Consider the following 21,185-nt stretch of genomic DNA (forward strand, 5'->3'; position numbering starts at 1 on the left):
TATGACGGCGGGGGCGCACGAAAGAGTGAATTTGCTGCGAGAAACCATCTCTTCAGGTATCACAATTCCCCCTTTGGTGTCCCGCGCGAACGCAGCTGGTGAGGTTTCCACGTAGTTCCCGCCCTGAACACGGCCAGGGCCGACTCAAAGCTTTAGCATGCCGTGTCAATAATTCACGCCATCAACCGCGAGGCACCGAAGAGGGGGCGCAAGAGTGAGAGTCGACGAACACGGCATCCGGCATTCGGCCGGTGACCCGGTCGCGATCGTGCAGAAGCCGGTCCGCACGTGCGGCGACGTCCACGTCGTCCTTCCCGCCTACAACGAGGCGGTGGCGCTCCCGTCGCTGCTGAGCCGCATCGCCGGCACCGACCTCGCCGACCGGATCACCGTGTGGGTGGTCGACGACGGCTCGTCGGACGGCACCGGCGACTGCGTGGCCGGCGTGCAGGGGCTCGACGTCCGCCTGGTGCGGCACGTGGTGAACCTCGGGCTCGGCCAGGCCGTCCAATCAGGACTGCGGGCGGCGCTCGCGGTGGCGGAGCCGGACCACGTCCTGATCGTCATGGACGCCGACGACACGCACGACCCCGGCGTGTTCCCCGCGCTGCTGGCCGAGATCGAGGCCGGCGCGGACGTCGTCATCTGCTCCCGGTTCGTCGCGGGCGGCGACGACTCGACCGCGCCGCAGTGGCGCAGGCTGCTCTCCCGCGGTGCCCGCGTCGTGTTCGGCCGGGTGCTGCACATCGACGGGATCCGGGACTTCACCAGCGGCTTCCGCGCCTACCGGGTGAGCCTGCTGCGCCGGGCGTCCGCGCACTGGGGCGAACGCCTCGTCGAGGAGCGCGGGTTCGCCTGCATGGTCGAGCTCCTGCTCAAGCTGCGGCACTGCGGCCCGGCCGTCAGCGAGATCCCGTTGCGGCTGCGCTACGACCGCAAGCCGGGGGCCAGCAAGCTCCGGCTCGGCCGCACGCTCGCGCAGTACCTGCTCCTGTTCACGCGTGACCGCCTCGCGCCCGTTCCGTTCCGGAAGCTCTGATGCCCGCGCGTGTCGTCGTGATCGGCGGCGGCATCTGCGGCCTTGCCACGGCGCACCGGCTCGCTCGCGAGGGCCTGGCGGTGACACTGCTCGAAGCCGGCGACCAGCTCGGTGGCCTCGGGACGTTCTTCACCTCGCGGGGCCGGTCGGTGGAACGCTTCTACCACTGCGTGATGCCGACCGACGCGGCCCTGCTGGCGTTGCTGGACGAGGTCGGACTGCGCGAGAGCGTCGGCTGGCGCCCCACCTCGATGGGCATGGTCGTCGAGGGCGCCCACCACCCGTTCAACTCCGCGCTGGACCTGCTGCGGTTCCGGCCGCTGGGTCTCGCCGACCGGATCCGGTTCGGCGTGGTCTCGTTGCTGCTGCGCAGGTTGGGCAAGGGCAAGGACCTCGACGCGATGCGCACCGAGGACTGGTTGCGCGGCCTGTACGGCGACGCCATCTGGGAGCTGGTGCTCGCCCCGATGTTCGGCGCCAAGTTCGGCTCCGCGTTCGGTGACGTGCCCGCGCTGTACCTGTGGCAGCGCCTGGGCCGCGAGAGCAACGAGTCGGTCCGCGGTTACCCCGAGGGCGGCTACAAGAGCGTGATCGACGCGCTGAGGGCGTCCATCGAGGCACACGGCGGCGAGGTCCGCACATCGGCTCCGGTGGCGCGCCTGGAGGCCTCGGCGGACCGCGTGCTCGTGTCGTTGCCCGGCGGCGAGACGATCGAGGCGGGCCACGCGGTCTCCACGGTCCCGCTGCCCGCGTTGCGCGCCATCGCGGACGCCGGCCTCGCGCCGCGGCTGCCCGACGTGCGGCTGCCCTACCAGGGCGTCGTCAACACGTTGTTCTTCCTCCGCAAGCCGTTGTCCGGCCACTACTGGGCGCCGGTGCTGCGGTCGGGAACGGACTTCGACGGCGTGATCGAGATGACCCCGCTCACCGGTTCCGAGCGATACGGCGACCGGCATCTCGTCTACGTCATGCACTACACCGATCGCGAGTCCGCGCTCTACCGCGAGGACTCCGACAGCATCGCCCGCCGCTGGACCGAGCAGCTGCTGAGCCTCCACAAGGGACTGACGGCCGACGACGTCGACGAGGTGCACGTCTTCAAGGCGCCGTTCGTCGAACCGGTGTACCCGTTGGGGTACCTCACGAAGCGGCCGGCCGTCGAGGTCCCCGGCACGCGGCTGCTGCTCGCCACCACGGCACACGTCTACCCGAACGTCACCAGCTGGAACTCGAGCGTGGAGCTCGCCGGCTCGGTGACGGACCTGCTCCTGCGCGACGCCAGGAGACATTCGACTCAGGAGAGCACGGCATGGTCAGCAGAATCGGCGCGGTGATCGCGGCCCTCACGATCACCGCGGTCAACCTCGTTTCCTCGCAACACGTCCAGGCCGACCCGGCGCCACTGTTGCCCGACCTCCGCCAGGCGCCGGTCGGCTGCCCGGGAGGCTTCTCCGGCTCGCCGCTCTCGTGCCGCGCGTGGGACGTGTGCCTGGTGGAGGACGCCTCGGCGCCCAGGGGCTCGTGCAAGCTCCGCGGCGGACACGCCCAGGCGGTCCGCCTGCGGTTCACCACCTCGATCGACAACGTCGGCGACGGCCCGTTGCTGTTGCACGCGCACCGCGACAGCACCGCCACGCCGACGATGAAGGTGCGGCAGGCCGTCCAGTCCGGTGTGGACGGATCGATCGCCGGCTCGTACAACGAGGCGCGGCGCGAGACCACCGCCAGCGCCTACTACGAGCCCGCCCAGAGCCACGAGCACTGGCACCTGCTGAGCTTCGAGTACTTCCAGCTGCGCACCCCCGACGGCGGCGTGGTCGTGACGGATCGCAAGAACGGCTTCTGCATCGGCGACCGCTACGAGGTCGACGACGAGCTGCCGAACCGGCCCGGCGATCCGGCAAGCCCGGCCGGGAAGCTGGCGCAGCGGCTGGACGGTCACATGTGCGAGCACCACAACCCGGCCGCCCTGGACGTGATCTTCGGGATCTCGGTCGGCTCCGGCGACGACTACAAGTACGACGTCGACTTCCAGTGGCTGGACCTCACCCACGTGAAGTCCGGCATCTACGACGTCGTCAACGTCGTGAACGCCGACCGCGCGTTGCTGGAGAAGAACTACGACAACAACGCGTCGTCGATCGCGATCTCCGTGCAGTGGCCGGACGACGCGGTGAACCCGCCCGCCACGATCGACGCCGCACCGACGGTGCGCATGATCCGCAGCTGTCCCGGCAAAGCGCGGTGCGCCAAGTCGCGCGGCTGAACAGTTCCGAAGCAAGCCCCAAACGGGGGTGTCCGTGTTGCGGATGCCCCCGTTTTTCATTTGCACCGGGACAAACGGGCGCAAACAGGCATGCGATACCACGACGGCCAGTTCGCGCACAATCCCTAACTCTGCGAAACCGATACTAGGCGCGCATAGCACACCCGTGCCCTCGGGCACAATTGCTCATATCGGCAGCCGGAACGGAGTAAGTCAATAGTCCGGGCGGCCCAACCCCGGTTACGGTCGAGAGTGGTGCACGCAACCCCCTTGGCTCTTGACCTGGGCATGTGGCGGGTTGAGAGAATTCATTCGCGATTCCACCCCGTCAGGGATTGCGACCGACTGATTCCCGGCCGATCAGGAGTGCCCCATCTTGAGCGCGCCAGCCGTCTCGATACACGATTTCGCCATTGGACAACTACACAACCTACTGCGCGCCGTCGGTTTAGCGGACTCCGCCAATACCGCGACAAAACTGCTGGGTGAGGCATTGGGACCCGGCAGCCGGCTGCCGCTCTCCTCGGTTCCCCATTGGGCGTCTTTCGTGGCCGACGACCACACCCCGGTCGAATTCTCGGTGGCGCTGGCCCACGACGAACCGCCCGTCGTCCGCATGATCGTGGAGTCGCTCGCCGAGCAGCCGGGCAGCCGGGCCAACCTGACCGAGGCGCTCGGGGTGCTCGACCGGCTGGCAGCGCGGCACCAGGTACGGCTCGGGCAACTCGACCTGGTTCGCGACCTGTTCCTGCCCGACGACCCCCAGGGCGCGTTCGCGTTCTGGTACTCGCTGATCGTGCAGGCGTCCGCGGCACCGGCGATCAAGGTCTACCTCAACCCCGAGGTGCGCGGCCGTGAGAGCGCGACCGCCCTTGTCGGCGAAGGACTGTCGAGACTCGGGCTCGGCGGGGCACTCCCGGTCGTCACCGAACACGCGCTGCGCCGCGAGGGGCTGGACCGGTTCTCCTTCTTCGCTCTCGACCTCATGGACGAGGACCGCGCGCGGGTGAAGACCTACGTGTCCCACGCCGACGCCGTGGTCGGGGACGTGGTGCGGGCAGCGGCGGCGGCCCCCGACGTGGATCCGGTGCTGCTGGCGGACGTCTGCGAACTCGCCTGCGGTGGCACGGGACCGTTCACCCGGCGTCCCCTGATGTCGAGCTACACCTTCATGTCCGGCGACACCGACCGGCCCAGCGGCTACTCGCTCTACATCCCGGTGCGGGACTACGTGCCGGACGACCTCGAAGCGTGCGAACGCGTCCTGGCGATCATGGCGAGGTGCGGGCTCGACCCCGCGCCGTTCGTCATGGCGCTGGCGAGCATCGTCCAGCGGCCGCTCGGCCAGGGCGTCGGGCTGATCGCCCACGTGTCGCTGCGGCTGGGCAGGCCACGGCCGGGAGTCTCGGTCTACCTGTCCTCCGAGGCGTACGACGTCACGCCGCCCCGCACCGAAGCGCTGGCCGTGCAGTGCGGCGATCCGGCTCCCAGTGGGCTGCAGGACGCTCAGCGGAGTGCCTAGCGGGTACCGCCTGGTGCCCCCACCCGTCCGGTACGAGCGCACCGCGAGCTACCCGCCCGTCCAGCGCGAAGGCGCAGGGCGGCCGGCGACCCACCGCCCGGTCTCCCCCGCACCCCGATAGACCTCAAGCCGCCGCACCAGAAAGGCACGTCGTGGAGCCGTACCGCATCAAGGTCGTCGAACCGATTCCCATCACCACCCGCGAGTTCCGCGAACGCCGCTACGCCGAGGCCAAGTACAACCAGTTCAACCTTACGGCGGAAGACGTCACGATCGACCTGCTCAGCGATTCCGGCACCAACGCGTTGTCCGCGGAGCAGCAGGCCGCGGGCATGCGCGGTGACGAGACCTACGCCGGCGCGCGGTCCTGGTTCCGGTTCCGCGAGGTCACCGAGGAACTGACCGGCTACCGGCACATCTTCCCCGTGCACCAGGGCCGTGCCGCTGAACGGATCCTGTTCAGCGCGTTGCTGAAACCCGGCCAGATCTCGATCAGCAACACGCACTTCGACACCACGCGTGCCAACGTGGAGCTGGTGGGCGGCGTCGTGCGGGACCTGCCGTCCCCGGCGGCCGCGGACCTCGACAGCGACGCGCCGTTCAAGGGCGACATCGACCTCGTCGCGCTCGAAGCCGCGCTGGCCGGCCCGGACGACGTCGGCCTGGTGCTCATGACGATCACCAACAACGGCGGTGGCGGGCAGCCGGTGTCGATGGCGAACATCGAGGCCGCGAGTGCGTTGTGCCGCAAGCACGGCGTGCCGTTCATCCTCGACGCGGCCCGGTTCGCCGAGAACGCGTGGCTCGTGACGCAGCGGGAGGAGGCCTACCGCGGCCACAGCCCGCGCGAGGTGGCGAAGCTCGCGTTCCGGCTGGCCGACGGGTGTGTGCTGAGCCTGAAGAAGGACGGCATCGTCCACATCGGAGGGATGCTCGCGCTGCAGGACACCGACCTCGCCAAGCAGTGCGAGCTGCTGCTGATCGCCACCGAGGGGTTCAGCACGTACGGCGGGCTCTCCGGCCGCGACCTCGACATGTGCGCGCAGGGCCTGCTCGAGGTCACCGACCCGATGTACCTGCGTGACCGGGCCGACGCCACCGCGTACCTCGCCCAGTGCGCGCGAGAGGCCGGTGTGGACAGTGTGCGGCCGGCCGGCGTGCACGCGGTGTACCTCAACGCGGGCAGGCTGCTGCCGCACATCCCGTCGAGCCGCTTCACCGGGCACGCACTCGCGTCGGAGCTCTACCTCGCGGGCGGAATCCGTTGTGCCGAGGTGGGTTCGCTCTACCTCGGGGAGATCGACCCCTCCGGCGACCTGGTCACGCCCGCGCCGTTCGAACTGGTGCGGCTCGCGATCCCGCGCCGCGTGTACACCCGCAGCCACCTGGAGTACGTGGCGGAGACGCTGGCGGGGATCGCCAAGAACCCCGAACAGGTTCCCGGTTACCGCCTCACCGAGGTGCCGGCGATCCTGCGGCCGTTCCGGTGCCGGCTCGAACAGGTCAGGCCGTAGGACGTGTCCCGTGAGTCCGTTCGATGAGAGTCGCAGTCGAGAGTCCCGGAGGCGCCTTCATACCGGGCGCGGCGCCGCCTCCGTGGCCCTCGGCTGCGACTATCGCGGACGAGACTTACGGGGCACGCCCGAAGACAGCGGAAGCCCTTGGTGTACGACACACCAAGGGCTTCCGCTGTTCTCCTGTCAGGCCATGACGTCGAGCCGGTTCATCGCGTGCTCGATCACCCGGACCAGCACCGACTTGCACGACTCGCGGTCGCGGGCGTCGCACAGCACCAGCGGCACCGATGCCGGGACGTCGAGCGCCACGCGCATCTCCTCCGGCGTGTAGGAGTGGCCGCCCTCGAAGCAGTTCACCGCCACGACGAACGGGATGCCCCGGCGTTCGAAGAAGTCGATCGCGCCGAAACCGGCGTCGAGCCTGCGGGTGTCGACCAGCACGACGGCGCCGATCGAACCGATGGCGAGCTCGTCCCAGAGGAACCAGAAGCGGTCCTGGCCGGGCGTGCCGAACAGGTAGAGCACCAGTTCGGGGTTGATCGTGATGCGGCCGAAGTCCAGCGCGACCGTCGTCGTGGTCTTGCCCTCGACGCCGTAGAGGTCGTCGATCTCCTCGCCGGCCTCGGTCAGCAGCTCCTCGGTCCGCAGTGGGGTGATCTCGCTGACCGCGCCCACCATCGTGGTCTTGCCGACGCCGAAACCGCCGGCGACGACGATCTTGACGGAGGAGGGGACGATGACTTCTTCCCGCCCCTGCTCAGATTGCACGGACACCATCGAGCACCTTCTGCAGTAGGTTCAGGTCCACCGGGGCCACCGTTTTGGACGGGCCGCTGGTGATGACGTCACCGCGCTGGATCAGGTCGCTCAGCAGCACCTTCACCACGACGAGCGGCGCGTGCAGGTAGGCGGCGACCTCCGCGACGGACAGCGGCTTCCGGCACAGCTTGATGATCTCGAGATGCTCGACCGAGAGGGTGCCCTGCTCGGAGTTCGTACGGATCGCCCTGACCTGGGTCGTGAGGGTCAGGTCCTCACCCGCCGGCTTGGGCCTGGTGCGGCCGCTCACCATCGCGTACGGGCGGACCATCGGGCCCGCCGCCTCGTCGTACCACCAGTCGGCGGAGTGCTGGCTCATGACAGGCCAAGGGGGTTCGGCATTCGCGGCGACGCCAGTGTTCGGGGCGCCGACGACAGGTAGGCGCCCACGCGCTTCACGAGCATGTTCATCTCGTAGGCGATCATGCCCATGTCGGCGTCCTCGTCACCGACCACCGCGAGACAGGCGCCCTGTCCCGCCGCGGTGACGAACAGGTGCGCGCGCTCCATCTCCACGATGGTCTGCCGGACCTGCCCACCGCCGAAGTGCCGTCCGGTACCCCTGGCGAGACTCTGGAAGGCCGACGCCATCGCCGAGAGGTGGTCGGAGTCGTCCTTGGACAGCTCGGGCGAGTGGGCGAGCAGCAGGCCGTCCGCGGAGAGCACTACCGCGTGACGGGCGCCGACCACTCTCGCGACGAGGTCTTCCAGCAGCCAGTTGAGCTCGGGGTGCCCGCCGGTCAGGTCGTCCACGGAAATAGCCCTTTCGGTTTCGTGATCACGGTTCCACGACGTCGTCGGCCTGGCGGGCGTTTCGGGTGCCACGCTGGAAGGCCGACATGCCGTCGCGGGTTCGTTCTGCCCGTTCCTCCGCGTTGAACTCGGCGAAGTCGGGCGCTGGGCGGGGATCGTCGTTGGCCAGTTGGGGTACGAGGTGCTGCTGGCGCCTGCGGCGGGGCAGCTCCGGCCGGGGGTCCTGACGCGTGGTGGCCTCACCTTCCGCCGGGTCGTCTGTCGGCCACGCGCCGGCCAGGCGGTCGTCCCGGGACGGCAGCTCGAGGTGACCGCTGTTGCTGTCCAGATCCCTTTCGGGGCCTGGGTCCGCGCCGTTTCCCACTGCCCTCCCGGACCAGAACTCGTCCAGGTGGAAGGTCTCGGTCTGCAGGGAGTCGTGCGCCAGGTCGCCCTGCGGCGGGACCGAGGCCTCGTGCGCGTGCGGGGCGTCGAGCGACCGCGCGTTCTGCTGGAGGGTCTGCTGGCGGAACGTCGGCTTGGGCATCTGCGTGGCGTCCACGGGGTCCGCCGCGCCCGCCTCGCCGACGATCAGCTCGGACGGGATGAGGACCAGTGCGATCGTGCCGCCGGACGGGCAGTCGCGCAGCTCGACGCGGACGTGGCGGCGCGCGGCCAGCCGGGCGACGACGAACAGGCCGAGGCGGGACTCGCCGCGCAGCCTCATCGCCTCGAAGTCGGGCGGTGCGGCGAGCATGTTGTTGTGCTGCTCGCGGTCCTCGTGCTTGATGCCGAGACCGTGGTCCTCGATCTCGATGACGAGACCCTGCGGCACCTCGCTGCTGTGGATCTCGACCTGCGAGCGGGGCGAGGAGAACGAGGTCGCGTTGTCGACGAGCTCGGCGATCAGGTGGATCGTGTCGGCGACGGCGGCGCCGACCAGTGCCACCTCGGGCACCGGGTTCACCTTCACGCGGGCGTACTGCTCGGTCTCCGCGACGGCCGCGCGCACGACGTCGAGCATGCGCACGGGCTTGCGCCACTGCCGTCCCGGCTGCTCGCCGGTCAGGATGATCAGGTTCTCGGCGTTGCGGCGCGCACGGGTCGCGAGGTGGTCGAGCTGGAAGAACGCGTCGAGGTGGTCGGGGTTCTCCTCCTCGCGCTCCAGCTTGTCGAGGATCTTGAGCTGGCGGTGCACCAGACCCTGGTTGCGGCGCGCGATGTCGAGGAAGACCCGGTTCACGCCCTCACGGGTCTGGCTCTCCTTCACCGCCGCGGCGACGGCGGTGTACTGCGCGGCGTTGAACGCGTCGGCCACCTGCCCGATCTCGTCGTTGCCGTAGTCGAGCGCGGGGACCTCGGTGGCGACGTCGACGTGCTTGCCGTCGCGCAGCCGCTCGACGATGTCGGGCAGCCGCTCGTGCGCGAGCTTGAGCGAGTCGCTCTTCAGGCTGGTGAGGCGGACGATCAACGCCTTGTTGACCAGGCGGTTGGAGACGCGCACGGCGACGAAGATGCCGATGATGACCGCGATCAGCGCGATGATACTGCCGATCAGGACCGTGGTGAACTTGGTCTTGCCGTTGGCCATGGCGATGTTCACGGCGCCGGTGCTCTGCTCCTGCACCAGCGTGGTCAGCTCGGCGGACACCGCACGGCTGGCGTTCTCCCAGTCGGCCAGCGTGACCGTTCCCCCGATGTTGCGCTCCGCGTTCTGCAGCAGGCGGTTCTCCAGGGTGGACAACTGCTGCCACGGCGCGCTGCCGGTGAGCCGCTTGTAGTGCTCGCGGACGTTCGGCAGTGCGCTGGACTCGATCGCGTTCAGGTTGAACCGGTACGCGCCCACGAGGTAGCCGAACTCGCGGTGCTCCTCCGGCGTGAACCTGCCGGCCGCCAGGGCTCCGGCGGCGAGCGAACTGGACCGCGACATCGCGTCGGCGGCGAGGAAGTACTGCAGCCCGGCCAGCGCGCCCTGCACGGTCTCGGCGTCGGGCACGATGCGGGCCTGCGTGCCGAACAGACCGGCGGCGGCGTCCAGGACGTTGTTGTAGTAGCGGTAGATCTCGTCCTTGGACGCGTTGCCCGACTCGAGCCGCTCCCGCTGCTCCGGCAGCTGGTCGAGCAGCCCGTTGAGCTTGCCGATCGCGTCGACGACCTCCTGCGGCGCCGCCGAGGCGAGCTCCGCGAACGCCGACTTCATCGTTTCGACGTCCTTGTCGGTGTCCTGCTGCTGCTTGAGCAACGCCGACGTGCTCGAGCCGGCCCGGCTCAGGCTCGTCATGCTGAGCTCGCGTTCCTTCTGCAGCGACGCGAACGACTGGACCGCGGGGATCGACGCGTCCCGCGCACCGGAGGCGACCAGCTGGAGGTAGATCCCTTCGAACACCGTGTAGGAGGAGAACAGCGCCCACATGGCGAGAAGGACGACGCTGGGAACCACCACGACACCAGTGAGCCGAGAACGAATTGTCTTGTAATTCGTCTCAGGCACGTTCTTCAGCTTCACAACGCTCCACGACCACCCGAATTGGCGACGGAAAGATAGCACTGCTTGATCAGCATGATCAACAGCGATGATCTTGAGGGGTGAGTGCAGAGTACTCAGTCAGATGCGCTCCGCAACACCCCCGTTCCCCAGATCGCCCTGACCAGGCGAACTGCCGTTGCACAGGAGGAACACGCTCTCCGTCGGGCGCACCCGCTGACCGAGCGGGCGAAAGGGAGGCCGAGCTGGACTTTCTCCGACTGAACAGTCAAAACGCCGCGGCTATTGACCCCGAACTTGACAAAGGCGCACGTCGTCCCTAGGCGAGACGGAGCGCAACCAATCGTCGCTTTCCGTTACCAGGTCTTATTCGGAAATTCGCACGTCGATCGCCGTGACCAGGCGTGATCAACCCACGGCATTCCTTGATCACGACCAAGGAGCCGGCAGCCGTCCTCCCACGGAAACGCGCCGATCACGCTGGTCACCGCCGCGGCGACACGGAGCCGGTCGTGGCCGCGAGCGCCGCGCGGCCGAGCATCCGGCCGAGCGCCGCCACAGAAGTGGCGCGGGCCACAACCGCCCACCCGCATCGACACGATCCCGGCTGCTTCCACTGCTGCCGACACGGTCATGTTTTCGCCGTTTTTCGCCTGGTTTCCGCCCGCACGCGTCACCCGATCGAGTGCCCGTCTCAATTCGCCGGCGATATAGTTTTGTCGCAATACAATGAGTATATCGGCTGACGACGAATTTGAAAGCTTTTCGGTTTCCACGCCTGGAACGCGCTGAACCGACCTAGCCCGCAGCGCCGCACGCGTGGAGACGACGACACCGGAGCGACCGCGGCCGACACGATCCCGGGCTCGGGTGCCGCCTGGCGTCCCCAGGCGTCAACACCGCAGTGACCGAACAGCTGTCCTGACTCCGCTGTGGGTAACGCTTCCGAGGGAGTCCCCTCCGCACCCGGAATCACTTCCCCGACATGCGAGAACACTCGTCGACCAGGCCGCCGACACTGATTGGTTCCGCAACTACTAGCGGTTTCCCGTCGGTCGAGGCCGGGCCACCTCACCTCTTCCCCTTCGCCGGCCGCGGCCTTGCCTCACCCGGCGCCCGAGCCGAGCGGGCGAGACAAAGACGCAGGTCAAAGGCCTGCGCCCAGAAACTGTTCCCCTTGCGGTGGAATTCGTGGCCATTTTCTGGCCATTCCTTTCCTCGGCGTAACAGCTCGGCCAATGGTCGCGATAGCGGACCAGACGGCTACCCGGGACGGGTAATTGCCGATTCCGCACGTGTGCATAGGGAACGAGGTCGAGTGAGTTCGATGGACGCTGTCGCGAGCAGACTCGACGCCCTGGCGAGTGAGCCCGCATATCAGAACTTCAATGCGGATCTGCGACGACTCGCCCAGGATCTGCGTGCCGCGGACACCGCGGCGTGGCGCCGGGTGGACCTGCTCGCGTATTTCGACCCTGCCTCCGTGAAAGGGCGGGCGCGCGGGCTTCTCGCCGTGCTCTCGCGGCGCGTCGAGATCGTCCGCAACGTCCTGCTCTTCACCCCGCTCCTCTTCACCTGGGTGGGGATCTTCGCGGCGGTGCAGGCCTACCGCGAGCTGCTCGCCGCACCGTGGACGGAGCAGGCGCAGTTCGAGGACGCGTCGTTCCTGCAGCTGTGGACCAGGGGGTTCGGCGACCGTACGTGGTGGACGCTCGACCACGTGGCCATGTGCGACTTCCTCGCGCTCGCCGCCGTGATCGTCGTGTTCCTGGTGGGTTCCTGGATGCAGAACCGCACCGCCGCGGCCGAGGAGCGGGACCGCATGGCGCGGGTGAGCGAGTTGCGGTCCGTGCTCGTCGACGCCGGTCTCGCGGTGCGGGAGGAGGGCACCGAGCTGGTCGACCGCATGAGCGCGAGCCTGCGCACCTTGCTGCCCGAGTACCAGAAGACCGTGCAGCAGCTGGTGACCGCGCAACAGGAGATGAGCAGTCTCGTCACCGATGGCAAGGACAACATCGCGTTGATGGTGCGCGCCACCGGTGAGCTGGCGATCAGCAGCACCACCATCTCGGAGAGCGCGAAAAGCATGGAGAGCCCCACTGGCCGGCTGGCAGGGCACGTGCACGGCATGGAGAACGCGACGCGGGACCTGGCGGCGAACCTCGGCCACGTGGCGACGGGCATCACTGGCGCCAAGGACGGCATGGCCGACGTGGTCAAGGGAGCCGGCGACCTCAACCGCGAGCTGCGGGCCGTGTACGCGGACCGCATCGAGGAGCTGCGCCAGGAGTCCTCGGCACACGCCGCGACGGTCGGCGAGCTGGTCGCCGCCCGCCACGAGATGAACCGCTCGATCGAGTCGGGACGCGCGGGGGTCGAGCAGTGGGCGCGGGGCGCCGAGGCGATCGCCGCCGGCGGCAGCTCCGTTGTGGACAGTGCGAACGAGCTGCGGGACCACGTGGCCGCGCTGCGGACCGCGGCCGAGCGGTTCGACCAGACCGTCGCCTCGATGGTGAGCGGGACGCAGAGCCTCGCGACCCGGCTCCCCTCCGCGCAGCAGGGCGTGCTCGACGTCCTCGACGCCGTGTCGAAGCTCAGCAAGAAGCTCGACGGCGTGCACGAACGCCAGGACCGGTACGTCGCGAACATCTCGGCGCTGGCCGACAACCCGCAGGCCGCCGCGAGCGCGGCCAAGCGCACGGCGGAGACGGCTCGTGACGCGGAAGTGGCGTTGCGGCAGGCCGTCGAGTCGCTGCCGGGACAGATGGACCAGCTGCGCGTCGCCGTGGTCGAGGCGTTCGACCGCGAGCTCGAGCACCGCAGGGCCGCCGCGGACAGCCTCGGCGTGTCGGTCGGCAGGTTCAACGGCGCGGCCGGCGAGACCGCGCAGGCGCTGCGCGACACCGTCGACGAACTGCGTTCGGCACCCGCGCTGCTGCTGCCCGACCTGCGCACGGCGACGCAGGATCTGGTGGTGGCCCTGGAGAAGTGCCAGGGCCTCGTCACGAAGCTGGCGGCCGCCAACGGGAAGACGCCGCGCAGATGGCTGCTCTCGCGCGCCGGCAAGGCTGGTCGGTGATGGCCGGATCGGACAACCGCGGTTCGCAGGTCACGGGACTGGTGGGCTGGATCTTCGCGGACACGCTGCTGGTGCTCGTGGTGATCTTCCTGGCCACTCAGACCGGCGGCGCGGTGCAGAAGCCCATGGATACCAGCACAGCCCCGACGACCACCACGACGAAACCACCGACCCGTGGCGTGGACAGCGGCTTCATCTGCTTCCGGGTCACCACGGACCCGGCGCTGCTCACCGGATCGCCGTCGCCGCAACGCGACGAGCACCTCAAGGCGGTCGAGCAGCAGGTCGCGAACCGGCTGGCACAACCGGACCTCACGGGCAGGCGCGCCGGCGTCGTGCTGTCGTTCGGTGTCGCCGAACAGCCGCTCGTGGGCTCGGCGCGGGCGAACCGGTTCAACGAGGAGATCCTGCCCCGCCTCGGCCAGTTCGCGACCCGGGACGACGGTGGCCCGGTCGCCAACCGCGCCTTCTGGGGCGGAAACCCGAAGGAGGGCAAGCCCGACGGCGCGATCACCGTGAACGTCTACCCGCTGCTCGAAGGCGGCCAGGAACCACTCGCCGGTCCTCCCACCGAGGACTGCTGACCCCAGGAGAGACGACTTGACCTCCACCGAACTACCCGGCGGGCCGCTCTCGCACCGGCCGCTGCGCTTCTACTGGATGCTCGACGTGTCCGGCTCGATGGCGGGCCAGAAGATCGGCCAGCTGAACCACTCGATCCGCGAGGCCCTGCCGCTCATGCGCGACTCGGCCGAGGACAACCCGCACGCGGCCGTCGAGATCCGCACGATGACCTTCGGCACCGGCGCGCGCTGGGTGACGCCGAACCCGGTGCCACTGGCCGACTTCAGCTGGACCGACGTGTCCGTCACCGGCATCACGGACATGGGCGCGGCCATGAAGATGATGGCCCAGGAGCTGTCCGTCGGGAACATGCCCGACCGCGGCCTGCCGCCCGTGATCGTGCTGATCTCGGACGGCCAGCCGACCGACGACTTCGACACCGGCCTGAAGGCGCTGCTGGCCGAACCCTGGGGCAGGCGCGCGGTCCGCATCGCGATCGGCATCGGTGACGACGCCGACAAGGACGTGCTGCGCAGGTTCATCGACCACCCGGAGATCGAGCCGCTCACGGCCAACAACCCCGGCGACCTCACCCAGTTCATCAAGTACGCCTCGACGGTCGTGCTGAAGTCGGCGTCGTCGCCCGCGAGCCAGCCCGCCGACAGCACGCTCACCGGCGCCCCGCCGCCTCCCCCGCCGCCGCCCACCATGGTCGACGACGACCAGGTCTGGTGACACGGTGAAGGAGACGATGGAGAAGGTGAAACGGGCCATCACCGGGCGCAGATCCCACGCCTGGCAGGTCGCGCACCTGTCGGTGCAGGGCGACAAGCACGTCCGGGACGGCTCACCCTGCCAGGACGACAGCGACAGCAAGGTGGTCGAGAAGGGCACCTGGGCCTACGTGGTGGTCGCGGACGGGCACGGCTCCGTCCGCCACTTCCGCAGCGACCGGGGCGCACAGCTCGCCGTGGCCACGATGCGCGACGTCTTCCACTCGTTCCGCCGCAGGGCACGTGCGCTCGGCGAGCCCGGCCTGGACGAGCTGGCCCAGTTGTGGACGCAGGAGACGGACCACGTCGTGAGCAGGTGGCGGGCGAAGGTGCACGCGGACCTCGTCCGCCATCCGGCACAGGTGCCCGGCAGGACCGACGGCGAGCGCGGGCTCGTGAAGTACCTGGACGACTTCGCCAAGCGCAACGGCTACGCGCAGCTGGAGCTGTTGTTCTGGCAGCTGCGCCGGTTCGAGCAGTACGCCCAGGAGGTCATCTCCCAGGAGGCGGAGGAGCTGGGCCCGTTGCCGCACGTCACCGACGCCGCCTGGGATCAGGCGAAGTTCGGCGGCTGGCAGGCCAAGGCCTACGGCAGCACGGTGCTCGGGGTGCTCATCGGGCCGCAGTCGCTGCACTGGGTGCAGCTCGGCGACGGCGCGATGGTGCAGATCGTCGGCGGCGAGGCGTCCTACCTCGTGCCGCCACCGCCGGAGGCGATCGGCAACCTGACGCCGTCGTTGTGTGACGACAACGCGCACGACGAGATCCGCCGCGGCACCGAGCAGATCCGCCAGGGGCACATCCCGTCCGCGATCCTGCTCACCACCGACGGCCTGCCGAACTCGTACCCGAGCGACGACCGCTTCTTCGACTTCTGTGAGGGTTTCGCCCAACGCGCGGAGGCGTCCCGGGACTTCGGCCCGGTCCTGCCGACCTGGCTCGAGAAGATCTCCCGCGAAGGCAGTGGCGACGACGTGAGCGTGGCGCTGGCGTGGCTGACGGAGCTGCCGACACCGGAGAAGCAGACCGCGCGACCGGAGACCTCCCCTGCCGGACCCGAGCAGGCCGGTGACGGGATCGAAGCGGTGATGGAAGCGGCCGCGGAGCCACCCCGTCCCGAGGCGAGCGGCAAGCACACGGTGCGCCCCGCTGAGCCCGCCAACCCGCTCGCGGCCGAGCCTCCCGCACCGTCCACCGAGAAGCCAGAAGCGAAGGGAGATGGTTCCGGTGCTGAAAACCGGTGAACAGCTCAACTGCGAGTCCGGTGCGCAGGTCTCGGTGGGCGACGTGCTCGGTGTCGGCGGCCAGGGCGAGGTGCGCGAGGGCCGGATGAGCGACGGCCGCGCGGTCGCGATCAAGTGGTACTACCCGCAGTTCCAGAACGCGGACCTGCGCGAGAGCATCACGACGATGGTGCGGGAGAAGGCGCCGTCCGCGCACTTCCTGTGGCCGGAGGACATCGTCGTGCGGGGAGACCACTTCGGGTACCTGATGCCGTTGCGGCCGCCGAACCACGCGAGCCTCACCAAGGTGCTGGGCCGCAAGGTGTCGATCCGCTTCCGCGAGCTCGTGCAGGCGGCGGGCAACACGGTGGCGGCGTTCAAGGCGTTGCAGGCCAAGGGGTTGTTCTACTGCGACATCTCCGACGGCAACCTGTTCGTCGACCCGGCCACCGGCGACGTGCTGATCTGCGACAACGACAACGTCGGCTCGAACCGCACCGCGCCGAGGGTGCTGGGCACGCCCCGGTTCATGGCGCCGGAGATCGTGCGCGGGGACGCCAGGCCGTCCGCTCTCACCGACAGCTTCTCCATGTCGGTGCTGCTGTTCCTGCTGCTGATCAACGACCACCCGCTGCAGGGTGCGACGGAGTCGAAGATCCACGTGCTGGACGCACGCGCGATGCGCAAGATCTACGGCACCGACCCGGTGTTCATCTTCGACCCGCACGACGAGAGCAACCGCCCGGTGCCGGGAGTGCACGTGAACGCGCCGGCCTTCTGGCCGCTGTACCCGGAGTCGGTGCGCAGGATCTTCACCCGCGTGTTCACGGCGGGGCTGACCGATCCGGGCAAGCGACCCACGTTCGGTGAGTGGGAAACCACTCTCGCGGCGGCGTCCGACGCGATCTACACGTGCGCTCAGTGCGGCAGGCAGAACTTCTACTGTCCGGAGAGGACGGACGCGGCCTGCTGGGGCTGTCGCAGGGTGCTCGGCAGGCCGTTGCGCCTGCTGATCGACGGCCGCAGCACCGTCGTGATGAACCCCGACAGCCTGCTGTACCCGCGTCACACCAACAAGCGCGGCGACACGACGCCGGGGAACGCGCCGACGGCCGAGGTCTCGAAGCATCCGACGCAGGACGTCCACGGCCTGCGCAACCTCAGCGAGCGGCAGTGGTACGCCACCCCGAACGGTGCGGCGAACGCGCGGACGGTGGCGCCGGGTCAGTCGATCGCGCTGGTGCCGGGCACCCGGATCGACTTCGGCGCGCTGCACGCCGTCGTCGAACGCTAGCTCCACCACCGCGGGACAAAGGTTGATGAGGGGAGGTTTGTGAAGGCTCCCCTCATCAACCTCACTAGCGGTCGCCCTGCGCCGTGACCGACCGGATCTGCCCGCTCGGAGAACCGAATCCCGGGCACGGCGACCACTTGCAGAACCATTGCGGTTCGCCACCGACCCAGCAGCTCAACCGCCCGCACAGGCCGCATTGCACGAATGAGTCGGCGGCGCACCGCGGGCACACCGCGAAACCGGGATCGATCTGGATGGTGCCGTTGATGATGGTGTCCTCGTACTTCTCCCGCCGCGCTGCGGTCTCATTGATCCGAAAAGACCACGTCACGTACCAGGAATCGGGACGCTCCTCCACCCGAAGACCGAACAGACCCGCGTCCTGCCTGCATCTGGCGGCCAGCACCTCAGCTCTCATCAGGCCAGTCTAAGCCATGTTCGGCGATTTCAGGTGCGCTGCCTGCGATGAGCAACTGGGTATTACCTGGATGGAGGATCACTTCGACGAACGGATTTGCAAGAAATGCGTGCACCGCCCGCGGTGCTGGAGCTGTTCCGCCATCACGGGTGGAACAGGAATGCGCGCGGAGACCATTCTCCGCGACGGCAGAAGTCGTTGTGCGCGGTGTACGAGATCGGCGGTGGACCGCCAGCCGGACGTGGGTGCCGTCGTCCGGCTGGTCCGCCCGCTGCTGCACTCCTACGGCCTCCGCCTGCCCAACCGGGTCCGCGTGGAACTGGTGGAACCGGGCGAGATCCGGAAGGGCGCGGGAGCCCTCCTGCACGGTGAGACGGCCGTGGAGAAGGCCTGGCTGGGCGGTGCGGCCACGGTGCGCAGCATCAAGGTGGTCTCCGGCATGCCCGCGACCCAGTTCGGTCACGTGGTGGCGCACGAGATGTGCCACGGCTGGCTGACCCTCTGCCCCGGCCGCCGCCCACCGGCCCTCGAGGAGGGGATCTGCGAACTGGTCGGCAGCTGGTGGTTGCGCCACCGCGGCGGCCGCCTCGCCGCGCACCTCCTCGACCAGATGCTGCAGAACCCCGATCCGCTGTACGGCGACGGTTACCGGTCCGCGTACCGCAGGGCGGGTGATCTGACTCCGGCCGAGGTGGTGCGCCGGGTGGAGGCGACCGGCACGCTCTGACGAGCCCGGTCAGGGGGTGAGGATCGCCCGCCCCCGCACCCGTCCGGCGTCGAGGTCGTCGATCGCGTCCTGGAACCGTTCCAGCGGGTACTTCTGCGTGTGCAGCGTGACCTTGCCCTGCGCCGCCAGCACCATCAGCTCGCACAGGTCGTTGTAGGAGCCGACGAGGTTGCCGATCAGGTTGATCTCGGTGGAGATGATGTCGATCGTCGGCACGTCGATGTTCTCGCCGTAGCCGACGACGTGGTAGTCGCCGGCGCGGCGCAGCATCGCCACGCCGTCGCGCGTCGCGCCGCCCTCGCCGACGAAGTCGATCACCGTTTCGGCACCGTGGCCGCCGGTGAGGTCGAGCACCGCCGGGACGTGCGAGCCGTCGGCGACGACACCGTGGTCGGCGCCGATCGCGGAGGCCAGCTTCACCGCGTCCGGGTTGCGGTCCACGACGACGATCTCGGCCGCTGTCAACGCCTTCAGCACCTGGACGCCGATGTGTCCGAGGCCGCCGGCGCCGATCACCACGCAGCGGTCGCCGGGACGCAGGCGGCGCGCCGCCTTGGCCGCCGCGTGGTAGGCCGTGAGGCCCGCGTCGGCCAGGGCGGCCACGTCGGACGGCTCCAGGGCGTCGTCGATCTTCACCACGCTGCGCGCCGAGGTCTTCAGGTACTCCGCGTAGCCGCCGGCGGTGTCGATGCCGGGGAACTGCGAGGCGATGCAGTGCACGTCGTCACCGCTGCGGCAGGCCCGGCACAGGCCGCAGGTGATCAGCGGGTGCACGATCACCTTGTCGCCCTCGGCCACGTTCGTGACGGCCGAGCCGACGGCGTGCACCCAGCCCGCGTTCTCGTGGCCGATCGTGTACGGCAGCGTCACGCCGGACTTCTCCGCCCACTGCCCTTCGAGGATGTGCAGGTCGGTGCGGCACACGCCCGCGCCACCGATGCGCACCACCACGTCGAACGGGCTGGTGACCTCGGGTTCGCCGACCTCGGTGAGCTCCAACGGCCTGTGGTAGCCGACTACCTGGACGGCCTTCATGACGTTCCCTCCATTGCGTAACGGGTGCGGAGCAGGCCGCGGCAGAAGTGCGCGTTGCCCTCGATGGAGATGCCGACCGACCGGGCGAACCGCAGCCGCAGCGGCAACTCCCCCGTCGGCAACGGCACACCGTTGTCGTCCACCAGCACGAGCGCGTCGGCGGAGCAGTCGAACCCGAGCGCGGACCGCCTGCGTCGCAACGCTTCCGTCGCGCGGCTCGCCGGGAGGTCCTTCAGGGTCAACGACCTCAGCCGCTCCAGCGGCACAGAGCGCACGGCCCGTTCCATCGCCGCCGCGTGGGCCTTGCGCTGGAACGTGAGCCGCAGCTCGGCCAGGTCCCGCGACGCCTCCTCGCCGTACGTGCCGACGAACCCGGCGTCCGCGGCGATCCCGCGGTTGATCACGTCCGAGTCGTGGTGGTCGTCCAGCACCACGATGACGTGCGGTGCCAGGTCGCGCAGCACGTCCTTCGCGTCCGATGCCATGAGGTAGGCGAAGTTCGGTGAGCAGAACGCCGTCGGCAGTCGCAGGTGGACGGTCAGCACGTCGCCGGCCCGCGCGACCGACCGGACGAACCCGAGCGTGGTGATCGGCTCGTCCAGTTCGGGGTCCATCACCTCGTCGAGGGCCTTCCAGACGGCCGCCTCGACCACGGGGGTCTCCGTCATGCGACCGACACCGCCTCCTGCTCGAGCGGCGCGACATCGAGCCCCGCGGGCACCGGGATGTCGTACATGTGGGCGGCGTTCAGACCGAGGATCTTCTTCTTCTGCGCCACGGTGAGCGGCGCGTACTCGGTCATGTCCTCCGGGATCTGGAAGTCGACGAACCGCTCGACCAGCCAGCGCGGCGTCCACAGCGCGTAGTCGCTGGAGAACTGGATCCGGTCCTCGTTGAGCCAGTACAGCAGCTCGCCGATGATCTGCGCGAAGTACCGCGGCCGGGTGTGGATGAACGGCATCGCGACCGCGAGGCCCGCGTGCACGTTCGGTTCCTGGGTGGCGATCCAGCAGAAGTCCTCCAGGCGTGGCAGCCCGCAGTGCTCGATCACGAAGTTGAGCTCGGGGAAGTCCGTCGCCGCGTGGTCGACGTCCGCCACGTCGAACGCGTCGCGGTCGAGCGGCCGGATCGTCGGGCCCTTGTGGATGTGGATGTTGCGGATCCCGAGGTCCTGCGCGGTCTCCAGGTACCGGTAGCTCCACGGGTCGTCCAGCCGCCAGCCGCGCGAGTCGCCGTACCACTCGGCGGTGTAGAGCTTCACGCCCTTGAGCCCGAACCGTTCCGCGTCGCGCTTGAGCTCGTCGAGCCCCTTCTGTTCGCGCCGCGGGTCCCAGCAGTGGTTGTAGGTGAGCTTGTCCGGGTGCTGGGAGGCGAGCGCGAACGCCTCCTCGGTCTGGCCGAAACCGTTGTGGTAGAAGGCACCCAGGTGGGCGGGCTGGAAGATCGCGTGGTCCACGTACCCGTCGGCGAAGAGGTCCTTCATCAGGCGTTCGCCGCCCTGGTACAGGTACTCCTCGTACGGCCACACCTCCTCGGCGGGGGAAAGGTTGCGGTGGTAGTCGTAGAAGCAGTCGATGAACTGCTTGCCGTGGATGTTGCGCTGGTTCTCCGGGCGGGCGTCCCAGAGCGCGACGTGCGCGTCGACGATGAAGTAGTTCTCGCCGTCCTTCGAGTACATGGCTACCTCCAGTG

At 69.0% G+C, this 21,185-nt stretch carries 20 protein-coding genes; 11 read left to right on the forward strand and 9 right to left on the reverse strand.

Translation table 11 applies throughout. The features are described from left to right. The first annotated feature begins 214 nt into the window (after positions 1-214). The 5 genes from ACRSBM_RS24995 to ACRSBM_RS25015 all read left to right on the forward strand — a co-directional run bounded on the left by ACRSBM_RS24995 (position 215) and on the right by ACRSBM_RS25015 (position 6,341). Entirely contained in the window at positions 215-1,039 is an 825-nt protein-coding gene (locus ACRSBM_RS24995) for a glycosyltransferase (RefSeq protein ID WP_434446555.1), read from the forward strand. Continuing rightward, entirely contained in the window at positions 1,039-2,373 is a 1,335-nt protein-coding gene (locus tag ACRSBM_RS25000) for an NAD(P)/FAD-dependent oxidoreductase (protein ID WP_434446557.1), read from the forward strand. Before ACRSBM_RS24995 ends, ACRSBM_RS25000 begins: the two co-directional genes overlap by 1 nt. Next, positions 2,349-3,305: a lysyl oxidase family protein gene (locus tag ACRSBM_RS25005; protein ID WP_434446559.1), complete on the forward strand. Its 957-nt coding sequence runs from the start codon at positions 2,349-2,351 to the stop codon at positions 3,303-3,305. The genes ACRSBM_RS25000 and ACRSBM_RS25005 overlap by 25 nt, the downstream gene beginning before the upstream one ends. A 493-nt stretch (positions 3,306-3,798) precedes the next feature. Then, positions 3,799-4,827, forward strand: coding sequence for a tryptophan dimethylallyltransferase family protein (locus ACRSBM_RS25010; protein ID WP_434446561.1), 1,029 nt, complete (start codon positions 3,799-3,801; stop codon positions 4,825-4,827). Positions 4,828-4,979: 152 nt separating this feature from the next. Further along, positions 4,980-6,341, forward strand: a complete 1,362-nt coding sequence (locus ACRSBM_RS25015; protein ID WP_434446563.1) for a tryptophanase — start codon at positions 4,980-4,982, stop codon at positions 6,339-6,341. Positions 6,342-6,527: 186 nt separating this feature from the next. Here ACRSBM_RS25015 and ACRSBM_RS25020 read toward each other — a convergent pair whose 3' ends face one another. From ACRSBM_RS25020 to ACRSBM_RS25040, 5 genes are all read right to left on the reverse strand, one after another. Then, positions 6,528-7,121: a GTP-binding protein gene (locus ACRSBM_RS25020; protein WP_434446564.1), complete on the reverse strand. Its 594-nt coding sequence runs from the start codon at positions 7,119-7,121 to the stop codon at positions 6,528-6,530. Further along, complete coding sequence (locus ACRSBM_RS25025) at positions 7,102-7,482, reverse strand: DUF742 domain-containing protein (RefSeq protein WP_434446566.1); 381 nt, start codon at positions 7,480-7,482, stop codon at positions 7,102-7,104. The genes ACRSBM_RS25020 and ACRSBM_RS25025 overlap by 20 nt, the downstream gene beginning before the upstream one ends. Beyond that, on the reverse strand, positions 7,479-7,916 hold the full coding sequence (locus ACRSBM_RS25030; RefSeq protein ID WP_030475700.1) for a roadblock/LC7 domain-containing protein: 438 nt from the start codon (positions 7,914-7,916) through the stop codon (positions 7,479-7,481). Before ACRSBM_RS25030 ends, ACRSBM_RS25025 begins: the two co-directional genes overlap by 4 nt. Before the next feature lie 25 nt (positions 7,917-7,941). Then, positions 7,942-10,338, reverse strand: coding sequence for a nitrate- and nitrite sensing domain-containing protein (locus ACRSBM_RS25035; protein ID WP_434446568.1), 2,397 nt, complete (start codon positions 10,336-10,338; stop codon positions 7,942-7,944). Between the two features lie 398 nt (positions 10,339-10,736). Next, positions 10,737-11,156 (reverse strand): hypothetical protein, encoded by a 420-nt coding sequence (locus ACRSBM_RS25040; RefSeq protein WP_434446570.1) that lies wholly within the window; start codon positions 11,154-11,156, stop codon positions 10,737-10,739. A 551-nt stretch (positions 11,157-11,707) separates the two neighbouring features. Here ACRSBM_RS25040 and ACRSBM_RS25045 point away from each other — a divergent pair. From ACRSBM_RS25045 to ACRSBM_RS25065, 5 genes are read left to right on the forward strand one after another with little or no spacing between them, the layout of a single operon-like run. Then, the gene (locus tag ACRSBM_RS25045; protein ID WP_434446572.1) at positions 11,708-13,459 is read left to right on the forward strand and encodes a hypothetical protein; all 1,752 of its coding nucleotides are present in this window, start codon (positions 11,708-11,710) and stop codon (positions 13,457-13,459) included. Then, complete coding sequence (locus ACRSBM_RS25050; protein ID WP_434446573.1) at positions 13,423-14,043, forward strand: hypothetical protein; 621 nt, start codon at positions 13,423-13,425, stop codon at positions 14,041-14,043. Before ACRSBM_RS25045 ends, ACRSBM_RS25050 begins: the two co-directional genes overlap by 37 nt. A 16-nt stretch (positions 14,044-14,059) precedes the next feature. Beyond that, positions 14,060-14,758 (forward strand): vWA domain-containing protein, encoded by a 699-nt coding sequence (locus tag ACRSBM_RS25055; RefSeq protein ID WP_434446575.1) that lies wholly within the window; start codon positions 14,060-14,062, stop codon positions 14,756-14,758. Between the two features lie 16 nt (positions 14,759-14,774). Beyond that, a complete protein-coding gene (locus tag ACRSBM_RS25060) occupies positions 14,775-16,040 on the forward strand; it encodes a protein phosphatase 2C domain-containing protein (protein ID WP_434446577.1) in 1,266 nt (421 codons plus the stop codon). Next, positions 16,024-17,313, forward strand: a complete 1,290-nt coding sequence (locus ACRSBM_RS25065) for a protein kinase domain-containing protein (RefSeq protein ID WP_434446579.1) — start codon at positions 16,024-16,026, stop codon at positions 17,311-17,313. Before ACRSBM_RS25060 ends, ACRSBM_RS25065 begins: the two co-directional genes overlap by 17 nt. A 64-nt stretch (positions 17,314-17,377) precedes the next feature. Here the strand turns inward: ACRSBM_RS25065 and ACRSBM_RS25070 are convergent, their stop codons facing one another. After that, positions 17,378-17,719, reverse strand: a complete 342-nt coding sequence (locus ACRSBM_RS25070) for a hypothetical protein (protein ID WP_434446581.1) — start codon at positions 17,717-17,719, stop codon at positions 17,378-17,380. A gap of 235 nt (positions 17,720-17,954) precedes the next feature. On the opposite strand from ACRSBM_RS25070, the gene ACRSBM_RS25075 reads away from it, so the two are divergent. Continuing rightward, a complete protein-coding gene (locus ACRSBM_RS25075; protein ID WP_434446582.1) occupies positions 17,955-18,458 on the forward strand; it encodes a protein DA1 in 504 nt (167 codons plus the stop codon). 9 nt (positions 18,459-18,467) lie between these two features. Here ACRSBM_RS25075 and ACRSBM_RS25080 read toward each other — a convergent pair whose 3' ends face one another. From ACRSBM_RS25080 to ACRSBM_RS25090, 3 genes are read right to left on the reverse strand one after another with little or no spacing between them, the layout of a single operon-like run. Then, complete coding sequence (locus ACRSBM_RS25080) at positions 18,468-19,493, reverse strand: NAD(P)-dependent alcohol dehydrogenase (protein WP_434446584.1); 1,026 nt, start codon at positions 19,491-19,493, stop codon at positions 18,468-18,470. Continuing rightward, the gene (locus ACRSBM_RS25085; RefSeq protein ID WP_434446586.1) at positions 19,490-20,161 is read right to left on the reverse strand and encodes an iron-sulfur cluster assembly protein; all 672 of its coding nucleotides are present in this window, start codon (positions 20,159-20,161) and stop codon (positions 19,490-19,492) included. The genes ACRSBM_RS25080 and ACRSBM_RS25085 overlap by 4 nt, the downstream gene beginning before the upstream one ends. Beyond that, entirely contained in the window at positions 20,158-21,171 is a 1,014-nt protein-coding gene (locus tag ACRSBM_RS25090; protein ID WP_434446588.1) for an amidohydrolase family protein, read from the reverse strand. The genes ACRSBM_RS25085 and ACRSBM_RS25090 overlap by 4 nt, the downstream gene beginning before the upstream one ends. Positions 21,172-21,185: the final 14 nt, after the last annotated feature.

This window comes from Lentzea xerophila (assembly GCF_051094245.1).
Lineage (GTDB): Bacteria > Actinomycetota > Actinomycetes > Mycobacteriales > Pseudonocardiaceae > Lentzea > Lentzea xerophila.